Source organism: Granulicella aggregans (assembly GCF_014203275.1).
Lineage (GTDB): Bacteria > Acidobacteriota > Terriglobia > Terriglobales > Acidobacteriaceae > Edaphobacter.
Map to the genome: position 1 here is coordinate 16,335 of NZ_JACHIP010000016.1, position 14,171 is coordinate 30,505.

Genomic DNA, 14,171 nt, shown 5'->3' on the forward strand with positions numbered 1-14,171 from the left:
GTTGGACAACGCGATGGTATGGACTTCCGGTGAGTACAGTCGTACAGTCACACGCGCTTCTATCAGTGTGAGCAGAGTCGATTCAGGGCAACATGTGACTGTCTATTCATCGCGAAGCGTTTCTAACGGATCAACGTACGCTGCACGGGAGGCGGGAACAAGCGTGGCGAAGGTGCCAGCCAACGCGAGCACAACGGTCGCTAGGATGATGGCGAGAGCATTGGCGTTTATTGATCCGTACAGGAGATGACTTGCCGTGCGGAGCGCGAGGACCGAAAGTATTGCGCCCGGCAGAACGCCCGCAAGCAGGATTCGCCCTGTCTGGCTGAGGATCAGCCCCTGAACGTGAGCGCGAGTGGCACCGAGAGCGAGGCGTATGCCGAATTCCTTCCTGCGCCGCCTCGTACGCGACGACATCACACCGTAGAAGCCGATTGAGACAAGAAGCAGTGTGAGGCCCGCATAGATTCCAGCTAGGCTTGCGAGGAGCGTCTCCGTCCCGAGGTCTCCGTTTAGCTCCACAGATAGAGGCACAATTTCATCGATAGCTAAAGTAGGATCGACATCAGGTAGCGCATGACGCACGCTTTCTGACAGCGCGATTGGATCACCCACAGTCCGCACTCGGATGCTGTTCACCGGTGCAGGATTCTGATTGATGTTCATGTAAACAATCGGCGGCTCCTCGCGCTGAGCCCCGTTCACGCGCGCGTCAGCCACTTCGCCTACAATCAGGAACTTGTGATCAGCGGGTGCTGGCCCATAGCCAACCATGTGCCCAACGGGGTCCGCATCTCCGAACAGTTGACGAGCGTAGGCACGACTGATGATTGCCACAGGCTGCCCTCCCTTGGTGTCGCTTGAAGAGAAGTCGCGACCTCGCAAGAAGGGGACGCCCAACGTGGAAAAGAATCCGAGTCCGACATGGTCTTCCTGCCCATGTACCTGACCATCCGTCAGGTTGCTACCGCCTTGCACGTAGAGAGAGGTAATCCAACCGCAATGAATGCTGCCGCACATTTCGACGGCTGCGCTGCGCACCCCTGGAAGTGATTGCAGGCGTTGCTGAATCTGGCTGTAAAGCGCAGGCAGCAATTCAGCATGGTTAGTGTATTTGGGTTGATGGAAGTCGGGTCGCACAGTCAAGACGTGCTCGCGATCCATACCAACCTCTACGGTCTCCCAATGCACAAGCGTCGCAGCGAAGCAGGCCGCCATAGTGGAAAGAAGCAGAGAGAGCCCCACTTGGCTGCTGAGCAGCACGTTCGAGCGTAGGCGTTGGCACGCCGTATCCTTGCTGCCGGCTATCCTTGCGCTCGATCCTGCGGTTCGTGCAACTCCTGAGCGCATGAATAGTAGGGCCGGGACGATGCTGAAGCTAATCAGAGACAACAGCATGAGACCCACGCCCAGCGCAGCGAGGGGGAGACTGAGATGCAGATCCAAGGTGAAAATGGCGTTGCGATTTGACGCCCAGCGAATAAGAATGACGCTGGCGGCGCGGCCACATGCGAATGCGCAGCCAGTGCCTATCGCCACTATCAGCGCATCCTCGAAAACAATTTGCCGAATGAGCCTGTGCCTACTTGCCCCGAGCGCCATGCGGATGCCGAGTTCATGCGATCGCGCATCCAGTCTAGCCAATTGAAGACTTGCAAGGTTCATGCACCCTACAAGAAAGATTGACGCAGAAAGAGCCATCAGCAGCGTAAGCGGAGAGGTGAATCGCTCCCGCATACCATTTTCGCTGAGCGGGGCTATGGTCGTCTTGACACCCAGAAGTTGGGTCTTTGCCGCTTGATCCGCAGTTGCCTCGGTCATCAACTCACGATCACTGCGAAAGACATGGTCCCAATGTGCCATCACCGCTGCGCGGCGTTGTGGCGGGATGCGCGCCGTGAGGAAGAGCCAGAAGATCGTAGGCTGGTTATACCAAGGCTTATCAAGTGATACGTCGTGGCCCGGCCCCAGCGAGTCCCACGGAATCGCGAATGCACCGGTGGCTTGAAGCGCTAGTGGAAACCAGATGTCTGGAGCACGACCTGTTATATCGCCCAGGAATCTGCGATCTGCGACGCCTACGATGAAAAACTGCTTCTTATTGAGAAGTATGTGCTGACCGACGGCCTGCGCTGCGGTCCCAAATGTTCGGCGTGCAAATTCGTAACGAAGTACCGCAGGCCATTCATACTGTCCGAGACGTTCGTCCGCTTCAATAAATAAACGTCCCGCTGCTGGAAGGACACCAAGTCCGCTGAAGTAATTGTCGGAAACAGGCTCGCAAGCGACCTGGATCGGTGAGTGGTTGGGCAGCTGAAACGTCGCATCATCTGCGTACGCCGTTGCCATGAGCGGGATGTCAGGCGTGGCGGCACGGAGCCGCTCGTAGGCAGGAGACGAAATGGTCCAGCTTTGATCAAATGGGCTAAGCGCAGCGTGTACCCGCACGATTTCGGTCGGTTGCGGAACGGGTAGATTGGCTAAGACGATCGAATACAGCAACTGAAAGACGCTCAGGTTAGCACCGATACCAAGCGCCAGCGTAAGTAGTGCCGTGGCCGTGAATGCCGGAGAGCGACGAAGCTGTCGCAGGGCATGACGGAGGTCGTAAAGCATATTTTCGAGCCACACCCATCCCAATTGCTCCCTCGTGACGTCCTTGATGAGTGAGACGTTGCCGAGTTCACGCAGTGCTGCCGCCCGGGCTTGTGTAGGGTCCTCCCCGTTCGCAATCCGATCCGCTATGGCCATACGCAGATGCGAATCGAGTTCTTCGGATAGATCCTGCTTTGCTCGCTGCCAGGGCCTGATTCTCACGCCTGCACCTCCGGCTCCATGACTGCTCCGATAGCGCGCACCAATTGGAGCCAGCGCTCATGGTCCGTGACAAGCTGCTTTCTGCCTGATGCCGTGAGCTGGTAGTACTTCGCTCGTTGTCTGCTCTCAGTCAACTTCCATTCCGATTTCACCCATTTCTGGCGTTCCAATCGGTGCAAGGCAGGATAAAGCGATCCGGTCTCGACCGCGAAAGCCTCACCGGATCGGCTGCGGATGATTTGGGCAATCCCATATCCGTGATTAGCCTCAAGCGACAGTGCTCGTAGAACGAGCATGTCTAGCGTGCCCTGCATCAGTTCAATTCGATTCTGATATCGCTTAGATTCTGTCATCAGGATGTAGACATCCTACTGCTCCGGACCAAGAGTGTCTACGCATTCGGTCATGAATGCCACGATCGCATTTCACCCGACTGCACTTCGAAGACTTGAGGTGAGGGAAGTGATCAGGCTGGAAATTGTGCGGCTTTGCTTTTCCTATCCCATCGCGTGATGAGGACTGCGACCACAACGCAAAGAATGAGCGCACGGAGCGGGTAAACCATTGCCAGGTAGTCATGTCGGTCTGTGAGGTCCACCGTAAGGCCAATCAAAGCGATGAGGACGTTGATACCCCACTTTTCCATCGGTTCCGGAGACGGTCCTGCCTTCCAGTGCCAGAGGCTTTCCAGTGTCGGCAGGTAAGCGACAGACATGACCAACTGGAATCCGGCAAATCCGATCCATCCGGTCTTGGTAAGCATCCATGCCAGGGCCGCTAGGCATGAGATTCCTAGCGATACCAGCTCATTCCGAGTGAACTCGATCCGACGGCCCCCCTGTTCGATCACAAGTGATATGAGGATTACGGTCACCTGGATGCTGTCCGCCGCGTTGAGCGCGGCCTTGATGAGGCTGTGATCGTTCCCCGCGAGGTACGACACCAGGCTCATCACGACCCCGACCTCGAAGATGATCCACGTGGCGATTCGCGGTGAAATCTCCTTGCGGAAAAGCTTCGTGCAGTAGCGAGCGCCCACGTAGAAGACCAGAAGGACGACCGCGATGGCGGCTAGGGTTGATGCGTTCATCCGGGTAACGGTCCCTCATCGGCGCACGGCATGGGCGAAATCAGCTTTCGCATCCTCGTCTCGATGCTATTCTTTCGACACCGAAGTAGAGAACTGTTGGTCCTGTACTAAACGTTCGGTCTCCGACTCGATCTCGACGGTAATTTCGCACCGCCAAAGGAAAAGACATGGAACAGGGAACAGTGAAGTGGTTCAACGACGCTAAGGGGTTTGGCTTTATCAGCCGTCAGAATGGCGAGGATGTCTTCGCCCACTACTCGGCGATTACCTCCAGTGGCTTCAAAAGCCTTCAGGAAGGCCAGGCTGTCCAATTCAACGTGGTCAAGGGACCCAAGGGCTGGCAGGCCGCAGACATTCAACCGCTCTAAGTTCAGATAGCGGTTCAATCACCGGAGGGGACGGCTTAGGCTGTCCTCTTCTTCTTATCCGTATCGGCTAAAACGATATCCCTTTATCCGTTTACGCTGATGCCTGGTGTCTGGCAAAGGGAGGAGTGGGCCGGTTCTTGCCGGCGCACTCTGGAAGCTCACTGCATGGCTGGCAGGTGATCGGCTGTGCAATCGTGGAGCACGAGGGCCATCAAGGGCTTTCCGATCGCTTGCGGCGTTCTCGGGTCGAAAAAGGACTCGAAGTTGCATTCAGAACAGCAGAGGGCGTGCCGAGTCTCGTCATACGCTTTTCGGAGAACGTCGTCGGGGAGCTTGTCGTCCGTAACGTACATGATCGCCTCCAGTCCTTGACGCGCAGAATTATAGGCGTATTCTATTTATGACTTCCGGCGGGCTCCACCCCACCGGAAGGTGCTACATCTGCCTTACCTCATGAGGTAGAGCAGAGCTGCAATCACCGCAAGGGCAAATGGATTGCAAGGTCGAAGCGCATGTTTATCGAGAACATGACTTCTACCTCCTTTCAACGGGAATGACGGCCCTGTCAGCGCAGGGCCGTGTTGCTTTTGGCAACCTCGGTTTTGCCCCTGCTCGAACCAATCGCACATTATGAAGCCCCGTTGAGAGCGCTCTCCTAGTTTAGTGCGGAGGGGCCAAACAGGCACGTACGGTTGGGGCCGCTTCCGATGCGCAAACAACTCACTCGCTGGCTAACCGATCTTCTTACGGCTGTTCATAGCTCGTGAAAGGATTGTCTCAACTGCTTCGAACCGATCACGACTGGGGTCGTCGCGGAACGTGGCCTGCATTTCTGAGAAGCTGGGTCGGATTGACCCTCAGCTCTCCCGCAATCTTCCGTAGTGTGTCTCTATGCAGGGGAATGATCTGTGTGTGCCTCTGCACAAGATCTGATAGAACAGCGGAAGCGAGTCGGCTTTCCTTTGAAACCCTTCTATTGGCAGTCTGAAAAAACTGCATAGGAAACGCTTCGCTATGGTCTAGCTTTATTGCGAGCCCAAGCAACTGAGTGGCACATGTGTCTCCAACCTTGGCAGCTGCGTTTTCGTAGGCTTGTTCAATATCACTAACACCAACAGCCTGAGAAATGCCGATCAGCGCTCCGTCACAATAGAATCGCGCGAAAAGGGCGACCAGATCATTGACAAGCACCCTAATCTTATCGCGTAGGTCTTTGTCTTCAATCTTTTCAAACTGCTCATTTGATGAGGTTGCAAAAACCGATAAGACATTTAGCACGCAATGAAGGGTCCGAAGGCCAAGCTTGAACACGCTCTCGAGTATTTCCACTTTTTTCGTGAGATCCAACGTTCCAGAGAAGCCTCGGATGATTTGCCCCAGAAGTTCCATACGAGCGTGAGCGAACCTGATCTTCACTTCGACCGAGAGTTCATCACAATACACAGCCTCCAGAGGCTTCTCTGGGCGGCTGTTACTCTCTGCCTCGGTCCGATCCTGCGTTTGAAGCCGTACAGGAGCTTCTTGAGTGACAGACACTTCCTCATCAATATGAGCCTGCTCAAGGACGTGCAATCCCTCGTCTATGAAGCGTACATCTGATGTAAGGTCACTAACGGCTTCGTGGGGAAATGTTTGGTTGGCAAGGCTAACGAGCCTGTCGATGATGGGATCTCTGCTATGGAAGAACAGGTAGAAGATTAAAGTGAGCTGATTGTCACGCATCAGCGGCCGGTCCGCCATATCGTTCAACTGATTTCTGGCTTCGGAGGACGGATCGGCGTCGATCAGGTCGCGGAGATGCTTAGCCAAGAAGAAGTGATAAAAGTACGGGTGCCGAAACAGCAGATTTCCATCTATTTCCTTTAAGATTCTCGCTTGCAGGAGTTCTTTGAGCATCGTATCGATGTTGACTCGTATACCAATCTGCTCAGAGTACAAACGAGCTGCTTCGTCAAAGTCAGCCCTAGAGCCACTCTCTGTATCGGTGATGAACAGCGCATAAGCAAAGCGACGTAAGATACCGTCTTTGCGGTCTATATACGGTTTGGTATTCGTGGATGTTGTGTTGAGCGCATCTGTCACCAGACGCTGGAACAGAAAGCCAAAAGATCCAGGGTCTACGGTGTCCCCGGCATCGTCCTGTCGAATCTGAAGGACTCCCACAACTAAGTAAGGTAGCGCCGGAAGCGCCTTGCGTCTGATCAGGTCTGACAGCACGTTTTGCTCTCGTTCTGCATCTCTCCTAAATTCCGGAGAGTCCTCGGAATCTTGCCGTCCCATCCGCAACCACTTCTGCACAATCTCAGCACGAGAGGAGGGCGGGAGCTCCCTAATTGTGACCAATGCAGAAAAGATTGGCTCGTGCGTTTCTACCGTCGTTGCTCCATAATCGGCTACATCTGGCAGATCGCTTGACACAATAACCACCAGGTCTGCTTCAGCTTTCAATATCTGCAGGAGCGCTTGCTTTGGCACCGACCCCGTTCGCCGTTTGTTGAAGTCATCAATCAGGATGACCTTGCGAGATGAATCTAGTTGTCCAAAGGGCTCAACAGCATCAGAGCCGTATTGGTTTCGCACAGATAAACGGAGCAGATGTGAGAAGTTGCCGTCGAGCGCTTCGCCGGAAAGAAGAACGGGGATTCGCGAAGACGACTTTAAAATGTCCAGGTAGAGAGTTTTGAGTAAAGAGGTCTTACCCGCCCGCTCTTGGCCGCGAAGATAGACGCATCTTTGCGTCAAAAGGTATTTCAATAGATCCCGGCCCGCCACCTGCTTCGTATCCGATGATCCAGGCGCGCTTACGCTCACGGGCGGATAGACGAAGAAATCCGCTAGAACAAGATCTGAGTGGAGTTTATGCGTAAAACCAAAATCGTCTTGAACGAGCTGGTTGTGAAAACGTTCTGTGAGGTTGAATCTGTCTTGAGATTTCTTGCTGAAAACGATGGCGTGGCTCACGCCATCTACCAATGCAGAATATCGATTGTTCTTCCAGCGATAGTGATAATAAAGCACAGACGAAGCGTCAAAATCAATTACAAGGCAATTGAAGCCGCTCCTTATTGGGTAGTCTTTCGCCTGCAAGGCATCAGCCTCTAGGTAGGCGGTGTTCTCTCCGGTGCTGGCTTCGGTCCAATGGTTGTCTTGTAGATGCTCATGCCCCGTAAAAACGATGTGAGCATTTGATTCCACAAACTTTCTAAACTCTCGTCGTAGGTTTGGTTCCAGCCAATTGTCTGGATGGTGATAGACGCATAGTGTGACATCCACATCAGACTCTTTCACGGGAAGATCATTGAGCAGGGACATCGGTACCCCCAAGGTTCCAACCTGCTCATCACGTTGAGAAAGAAGCGCGGTGTTGATCCCAATTAGCTCGACTAACTTACTAGCCACGCGAATTGTTCGTGATCGACAGACACGCTCATCACCGAGAACCGGGGTGACAGTAAACTTCTCTACAAACTCATGGAAATGACTTTGCGGATTTAGGAGAATGTTGAGGTAACCCCGATCTGGGGTTTTTGTGAGGATGCGTTCTGGGGCTCCGGCTACTAGTGCAGCACGAACACCTAGCTCGTCTTCCGCCTGTAGGCAGTCGTGGTTGCCAGCGATCACCTCAAAAAACACATTCTGATTCCCGAAGAACTCGGCCAACTGCACTCGCAGCCCTGACAGGAAGATAAATGCTCGCTTATACTCGGTCTTTTTGCCTGAAAACGCGATGTCGCCGGTCAACAAAACAAGGCACGCATCGGGTCGGGGTCTGATTGACAGAACCGCTGCGAGTAAGGCCTCGAGGCGATCGTCGACGGGGTTACTGCCCTCCCGAAAGTGTATGTCGCTTAATTGAACGGTGAGGAGTTGGCTCATGTCTTATCGTATAGCGGTGCGTGCGTTGGGGTATACCGTATCGCGGCGTCGCATTCCCGCTGGAAACGCGTTGCTTTAGAGTTGGTTACTGATTTAAGATACACACAGTGCCTAAAGTCATAAAGCCTAAAGCAACACCTAAGACTGACCGGCATCCGAAGGGGCAACGGGTTGGGTACGTCCGCGTTAGCAGCCTCGATCAGAACGAGCACCGGCAGCTCGAAGGGATGGACCTAGACAAGACGTTCTTGGATAAAGCTTCCGGGAAGGACGTGAAGCGCTCTCAGCTCACCGCGATGCTGGACTTCGTGAGGGAAGGGGACTCGGTGTTCTGTCACTCGATGGATCGCTTGGGGCGAAATCTGGGGGACTTGAGGAATCTGGTTGATCTCATGACGGAGCGCGGAATCTCGGTTCACTTCTTGAAGGAGGGGCTGACGTTTACCGGCGAAGACGCTCCGATGGCGAACCTGATGCTGAGTGTCATGGGTGCGGTCGCTCAGTTTGAACGTGACCTGATCCGAGAGCGTCAGAGAGAAGGAATTGAGCTTGCAAAGCGGGCCGGCGCGTATAAAGGCCGCAAGCGTAAGTTCTCGCCAGAGAGAGCGGCGGAGCTGAGCCGCCGTTTGGCCGAAGGCGAGGAGAAGGCGAGTTTAGCCCGCGAGTTCGGTGTCAATCGAGCGACGGTATATCGGTACTTGGGCTGGGCTGCGGCTGAGACCGCTTCCCGTGCAAAGAAACCGAGATCGGCAAAACGGGGTCGATCCTCGTCGGGAGCGTAATTATGAAGGGTCCGGTTCAACGCTCGCTGCATTGTCCCTGCGGGAATGAGAAGATCCTCGCCCTAGGCCTCTGTTCGACCTGCTACACGCTGAAGCGTCAAGATGAGGAGTATTTCGGTGGTCATCGCGAAGAAGTCCTGGCTCGTGATGGCTATAGATGTCGTGTCCCCAACTGCGCGACGGTAAAGCGGGGAAAGCGATCGGTGGCAGTTCATCACCGTAAGCCTGGCAACAGCGATCCGAAGCTGATGATTACGCTCTGCCTCCCTTGTCACGCTAAGGTAAGCCGTACACAGTTTCTTGAGAATGAATGGCCGGAGTTGCTCCGTATTCTTTGGCGCGAGCAACACCCGGACGCGCACGAGCAGACCACCCTCGACTTCAAAGTGCGAGGTCCTGGAGCCGCAGCCGTTCCCTTGTTCGAGATCAAGGTTTCGCAGAAGTGAAGGCAGGCTACCCGGTCACTCCGGACGGACGATACTTCGTGGTCAAAGGGCGTCTTTGGCGATGCACGAACCCTTCACTTCGGTCCGAAGCGAAGCAGCTCCTGGTCAAAGAGTTAATGGAGGCACGGAGGGCAAAGGGCGCAGCTATGCGTATTGGGGACTCGGTCGGCCGCGAAGCAGCCCGGAAGAGGGTCGATCAAGCCAAGCATCAATTGGGTGAGCGCGGGCCGGTTTGGTGGACTGACGGTGCTCCGGACTGGAATCGGCATATGGCAGTCAACACGCCATATGCCGATTGGTTTAACTGTTTATCCGTTTAGCAGTGTGATTTTTAAGGCCGAACAGGTCTGCGACCATCACTGGTCATTGCTTACAGGTATAAACCCTCATGGAGATCCTTGACGGTCGAGTAGCAGTCGCAAGCCGCCGCTTCCAGTGCTTTGCGGTTTAAGATGTGGATGTGTCCGCGCCGGTACTCAATCAACCTGTCTCGCTGCAAGCTGCCGGCCGCTGCTGCGATCGTCACACGTTTGGTGCCGAGGATCTCGCTCAGTACCTCCTGGGTAATATCGATGGTCGACGACTCCGTTAAATCCTGCGCGGTCAGGAGCCAGCGCGTAAGGCGCTGTGAGGCTCCATGGATGGAGTGACATCCTGCTACCTGGCTCAGGATGTGCATATGCACCTGTACAAACTCGAGGATGTGGCGATGGAGATCGTCGTCCTGATCAAATGCCTTTTGGAGGTGCTCGAAGGGAATCTGCACGGCCGCGCCGGCAAGCTGCATGCGGCAGTGCGTCGGAGTGTCGACCGGCCCGATGAGGTGCAGGCTTCCCGTGAAACCCTCGCGACCTACAACGCCAACTTCAGACGCGAAACCGACCGTGGTCACCGCAAGAATGGAAGCCAGGCCCGAAGTCAGAAAGAATGCGTGCGACGGCCGAGTTTGCGACTCGTGAAGCACAGTTTTGGTTCCCAACTCGACCTCGGACGAAGTCGACAGCAGATGTTTCCTGCTCTTCTGGGAAATGGCGGCAAGAAAACGATTTGGATGGGACTTAGCCATAGATCCTTCTTGAAGCCAGGTTAAATTGCTGTAAGGGCCGCACGCGTATACGCCCGCTGATGCATTGGATGGTCCAAACGGGCGAACGTCGCAGCAGAAAGGCTTAGCTGCCTCAGTCTGCCAGTCTCCCAATGTTAAGTATGTTACATAACCGTTATGTCTAATATTTGACATAACGAGGCAACGGCAGTGAAAGGCCACGCAACTCAATAGGTGCGCATTCGCTGCAGGTATCGATCCGAACGCAACGCCGCGCCGTCAATAATTACGTCGCCTGCGTCGACACGGTCACCATCCGTGGCTGAAGCATGCTCACTCGGCAATTAGTTGCCTCTGTTTTTCTAACCGAATTGAAGCACTGGAGGTGCTCACATGTTCATTATCTGGTGGATTGTCGTAGGTCTGATTGCAGGGTTTCTTACCGGCAAGCTCATGAAAGGTTCTGGTTTTGGAGCCATTGGGGACATCGTCGTCGGCATCATCGGCGCTGTGGTCGGAGGCTTTATCATGCAGCATTTGGGCTACGCCGGATCAGGCGGCCTGGTCTATACGGTCTTCGTTGCTGTCATCGGCGCTGTACTGCTTACACTTCTTCTGCGGCTCGTGACCGGCAATCGGGCGCGTAACCTGTAGCGTCGCCCTAAATTTTCCTTGCATATATACGCTTGAATGGGTGGAGAGTTCGCTGTCCACCCATCTTTCTTGGACCCAGTGTTCCTGATCATTGTCAGTAACCGACGGTTCTATCAAGTCTTGCGATCCCGCGCGTTTAGGTCGGGCTCAGTGACAATACATGCCTCCCATTACCGGATTGGAACTTAGAGTTGCGCGGTTGGATGCGCATAAATGTCATGTGTGGGAGGGACAACTAAGATGTTCAACTCTCCGTCTGATGCAATGAAAGTCGCCTGCACGATCGGCCCCTTTCGACAATCAGAAAGTCCACGATCTGTGGCAAGGCCATCTCATGAAGAATCTCATTTTGAAGGTAGCGGCTCCGGCTGCATTTGTTCTCCTGGTTGCAGCACATTCAGGGTATCCGCAGACAGCGGTCGATGACTCCGTTCACAACAAGGGTCAGAAAACCACGGCGGACAGCCAATCCAATGCAAAGTCCGATCGCTTGACGACCGCAAAGGTTCGACGCGCCATCATCGCGGACAAAGGTCTGTCGATGTATGCCCACAACGTCAAGATCATCACATTGAATGGCGCTGTCACGCTGAAGGGACCTGTGAAATCGGAAGAAGAGAAGCAGAAAGTTGCAGCTGACGCCGCCGGTGCCACCTCGGCCGACGCAATTACCAATCAGCTCACCATCAAGTAACTCAATCGCTACCCAGTAACCAGGAGTTTCAAATGTCCAGCAAACACATGGCAGTATTCGGTATATACGCAACCCCCGGCACCGCTGAAGCGGCGGTCGATCACCTTCTGTCGAAGGGTTTCATCAACGAAGACATCTCTGTCCTGTTGCCCGATGATGAAAGCACCAAGGCTTTCGCCCATGAGAAGCACACAAAGGCTCCAGAGGGAACGACGACTGGCGTAACGACCGGTGGGGTCATCGGTGGCACGCTCGGGCTGCTCGCTGGAATCGGCGCGTTGGCTATCCCAGGCGTCGGCCCGCTGATCGCTGCAGGCCCCATCATGGCGACACTGGCCGGTGTAGGAGTGGGCGGAGCGGTAGGTGGCGTCGTCGGCGCATTGGTCGGGATGGGCATTCCGGAGTTTGAGGCGAAGCGCTATGAGGGCGCTGTAAAAGACGGTGGAACCCTGCTTTCAGTCCATTGCGACACCTCGGAAGAGATTGACGCCGCGAAAGCGTCGCTCAAGGAAACAGGAGCAAAGGACATCTCCTCCGCAAGTGAAGCGGCTTCAAGCGACAAGTCGGGGGCACGCGGTACCTTCGGCAACATCTCTGAAGGCGAGGCCGTTGCCGATCGGGAGGAAGTCGTCACGACTCATCCCGTTACCGTCGAAAAGTACTAGGTAATGTCCAATGGGGCCCGCTCGCCAGCGGGCCCCATTGTCTGTTTGCCCTGGAGAAATGATGAGATCGAGTTCCCGAGAAAGACGTTCCTTTGCATCCACGGCTCGCTGTGCTGTGATGCTGACCTTAATTTCAAGTGGTGCGCTTTCGCTTACTGGGTGCATCGTAGCTGGGGCCTCAAGCGGAGGCGGATTCTTCATCTGGCCAGGAAGCATCGGTCTCTTGCTGCTCATTCTGGTAGTCGTTTTCATTCTGCGTCGCAGGTAGACGGGCAAAGAGAAGTGTTCGCTAAGAAGAGCAAGGAAGATGAAGCGAAGACATCTCGGTGAACCTGCGGCTCCGGGGACGGCCCCAACTTCGAGTGGCAGAGGCTTTGCAGGGTCGGCAGGTAAGCGACAGACATGACCAACTGAAATCCGACAAAGCCGATCCATCTAAGCTTGTTAAGTATCCAGGTCAGGGCCGCCACTCCGGGAGAAGGCCACCGGGGGGCGCCGATATTTTGTAGTCAAAGGGCGTCTCTGGGATGGACAAATCCTTCACTTCCGTCCGAGGCGAAGCAGCTCTGGTCGTAGAGTTTATGGAGGCGCGCAGGGCAAAGGGCGCAGCTATGCGCATTGGGGACTTGGTCGGCCGCGAAGCAGCCCGGAAGAGAGTCGATCAAGCCAAGCATCAATTGGGTGAGCGCGGGCCGGTTTGGTGGACTGACGGTGCTCCGGACTGGAACCGGCATATGGCGGTCAACACGCCATATGCCGCTTGTTCATCACTTTATCCGTTTAGCAGTCTGATTGTTCAATTCCGAACTGGTCTGCGTACGCTGTTTCAGGACTTGATGAGTGGGATGTCGAGGAGCTGGCCAACCTGAATCTTGTTCGCATCGCCCAGGTGATTGGCCTTCGCGATCTCATCGTACTTGTTGGCGTGACCATAGAAGAGCTCGCTCACTTTGCTAAGATTGTCGCCCGATTGGATGGTGTAGGACCCGTCCTGACCGCCAGTGTTGCTGATCTCGTGCTTGAGATCGGCGTACTGTGGGTCGACCTGCTTGATGATGTCCCAAACGCGTTCCAACACAACCTGCGATGGAACCTGAGCAACGAGATGGTACTGCTCACCTACCAGTTCGGAGCCTACGAACTTGGCACCGTAGGGCTCGAACTTCTTAATCATGTCGACGACGGGAGCGTATTTCTGCTGCAATGCCTGAAAATCAGCCACTTCGGTTCTCCTGGAATATGGGTTTAGAGGAACTTGCTGAGAAGCTGTGACGCCATGCCACCGTAGCCACTTTGCGGCGGAGCCTGCTGGCCGCCATTGGTGAAGTGCGCGAGGACCATGGGAAGCACCGTTGCCATGGCTACCTTAGCGATTTCAGGAGAGACCCCAGCCTTCGCAGCAACGTTCTCAATGAAGCCTGTGTTGCCGAGACCTTGTTCGATCTGGCCAGGCGTGGCGGCGGGTTCCTGGCCGTTGGACCAGTTTTGGACGTGGTCGGCCATGCCGTTGTTGCGGAAAGAGTCGATGACGCCGGAGAGGCCGCCAGGATGCTGTTCAAGAGCCTGCATCATGCCGCTAGCGACACTCGCGTTCGTGCCTGGGTTGGTACCCTGGCCCTGTTGACCGGCCATTCCTTCAATTGTGTCTAGTAGTCCCATACATGACCTCGGGTGTGAGATGCCGAAAGCTGGTTGAGCTGAATGAGGTGCGTCTCAGGCTTCTCCTCGGCCTGA

The 14,171-nt window shown here is 54.9% G+C and carries 13 protein-coding genes; 6 read left to right on the top strand and 7 right to left on the bottom strand.

Annotated elements, in window-relative coordinates:
• Positions 1-102: 102 nt before the first annotated feature.
• The 3 genes from HDF16_RS25605 to HDF16_RS25615 form a co-directional block, all read right to left on the bottom strand.
• Positions 103-2,817, bottom strand: a complete 2,715-nt coding sequence (locus tag HDF16_RS25605; protein WP_221313182.1) for an ABC transporter permease — start codon at positions 2,815-2,817, stop codon at positions 103-105.
• On the bottom strand, positions 2,814-3,170 hold the full coding sequence (locus HDF16_RS25610; RefSeq protein WP_184223008.1) for a PadR family transcriptional regulator: 357 nt from the start codon (positions 3,168-3,170) through the stop codon (positions 2,814-2,816). The genes HDF16_RS25605 and HDF16_RS25610 overlap by 4 nt, the downstream gene beginning before the upstream one ends.
• A gap of 113 nt (positions 3,171-3,283) precedes the next feature.
• Positions 3,284-3,907: a hypothetical protein gene (locus HDF16_RS25615; RefSeq protein WP_184223010.1), complete on the bottom strand. Its 624-nt coding sequence runs from the start codon at positions 3,905-3,907 to the stop codon at positions 3,284-3,286.
• A gap of 167 nt (positions 3,908-4,074) precedes the next feature.
• Here HDF16_RS25615 and HDF16_RS25620 point away from each other — a divergent pair, with 167 nt between their 5' ends.
• The gene (locus HDF16_RS25620; RefSeq protein ID WP_013579717.1) at positions 4,075-4,275 is read left to right on the top strand and encodes a cold-shock protein; all 201 of its coding nucleotides are present in this window, start codon (positions 4,075-4,077) and stop codon (positions 4,273-4,275) included.
• Positions 4,276-5,070: 795 nt separating this feature from the next.
• Here the strand turns inward: HDF16_RS25620 and HDF16_RS25625 are convergent.
• Positions 5,071-8,151, bottom strand: coding sequence for a metallophosphoesterase (locus HDF16_RS25625; protein WP_184223012.1), 3,081 nt, complete (start codon positions 8,149-8,151; stop codon positions 5,071-5,073).
• Positions 8,152-8,258: 107 nt separating this feature from the next.
• On the opposite strand from HDF16_RS25625, the gene HDF16_RS25630 reads away from it, so the two are divergent.
• The gene (locus HDF16_RS25630; protein ID WP_184223014.1) at positions 8,259-8,933 is read left to right on the top strand and encodes a recombinase family protein; all 675 of its coding nucleotides are present in this window, start codon (positions 8,259-8,261) and stop codon (positions 8,931-8,933) included.
• A gap of 2 nt (positions 8,934-8,935) precedes the next feature.
• On the top strand, positions 8,936-9,379 hold the full coding sequence (locus HDF16_RS25635) for an HNH endonuclease signature motif containing protein (protein WP_184223016.1): 444 nt from the start codon (positions 8,936-8,938) through the stop codon (positions 9,377-9,379).
• A 370-nt stretch (positions 9,380-9,749) separates the two neighbouring features.
• Here HDF16_RS25635 and HDF16_RS25640 read toward each other — a convergent pair whose 3' ends face one another.
• Positions 9,750-10,445 carry a Crp/Fnr family transcriptional regulator gene (locus HDF16_RS25640; protein ID WP_184223018.1) on the bottom strand — a complete coding sequence of 232 codons (696 nt, stop codon included), beginning with the start codon at positions 10,443-10,445 and terminating at the stop codon, positions 9,750-9,752.
• Between the two features lie 372 nt (positions 10,446-10,817).
• On the opposite strand from HDF16_RS25640, the gene HDF16_RS25645 reads away from it, so the two are divergent.
• The 3 genes from HDF16_RS25645 (at position 10,818) to HDF16_RS25655 (ending at position 12,437) form a co-directional block, all read left to right on the top strand.
• A complete protein-coding gene (locus HDF16_RS25645; protein ID WP_184223020.1) occupies positions 10,818-11,078 on the top strand; it encodes a GlsB/YeaQ/YmgE family stress response membrane protein in 261 nt (86 codons plus the stop codon).
• 334 nt (positions 11,079-11,412) lie between these two features.
• Positions 11,413-11,772, top strand: a complete 360-nt coding sequence (locus HDF16_RS25650) for a BON domain-containing protein (protein WP_184223022.1) — start codon at positions 11,413-11,415, stop codon at positions 11,770-11,772.
• A gap of 32 nt (positions 11,773-11,804) precedes the next feature.
• A complete protein-coding gene (locus HDF16_RS25655; protein ID WP_184223024.1) occupies positions 11,805-12,437 on the top strand; it encodes a DUF3341 domain-containing protein in 633 nt (210 codons plus the stop codon).
• An 826-nt stretch (positions 12,438-13,263) separates the two neighbouring features.
• On the opposite strand, the gene HDF16_RS25660 is transcribed toward HDF16_RS25655, so the two are convergent.
• Complete coding sequence (locus HDF16_RS25660) at positions 13,264-13,659, bottom strand: LysM peptidoglycan-binding domain-containing protein (protein ID WP_184223026.1); 396 nt, start codon at positions 13,657-13,659, stop codon at positions 13,264-13,266.
• A gap of 23 nt (positions 13,660-13,682) precedes the next feature.
• Positions 13,683-14,096, bottom strand: coding sequence for a YidB family protein (locus HDF16_RS25665; RefSeq protein ID WP_184223028.1), 414 nt, complete (start codon positions 14,094-14,096; stop codon positions 13,683-13,685).
• Positions 14,097-14,171 lie beyond the last annotated feature (75 nt).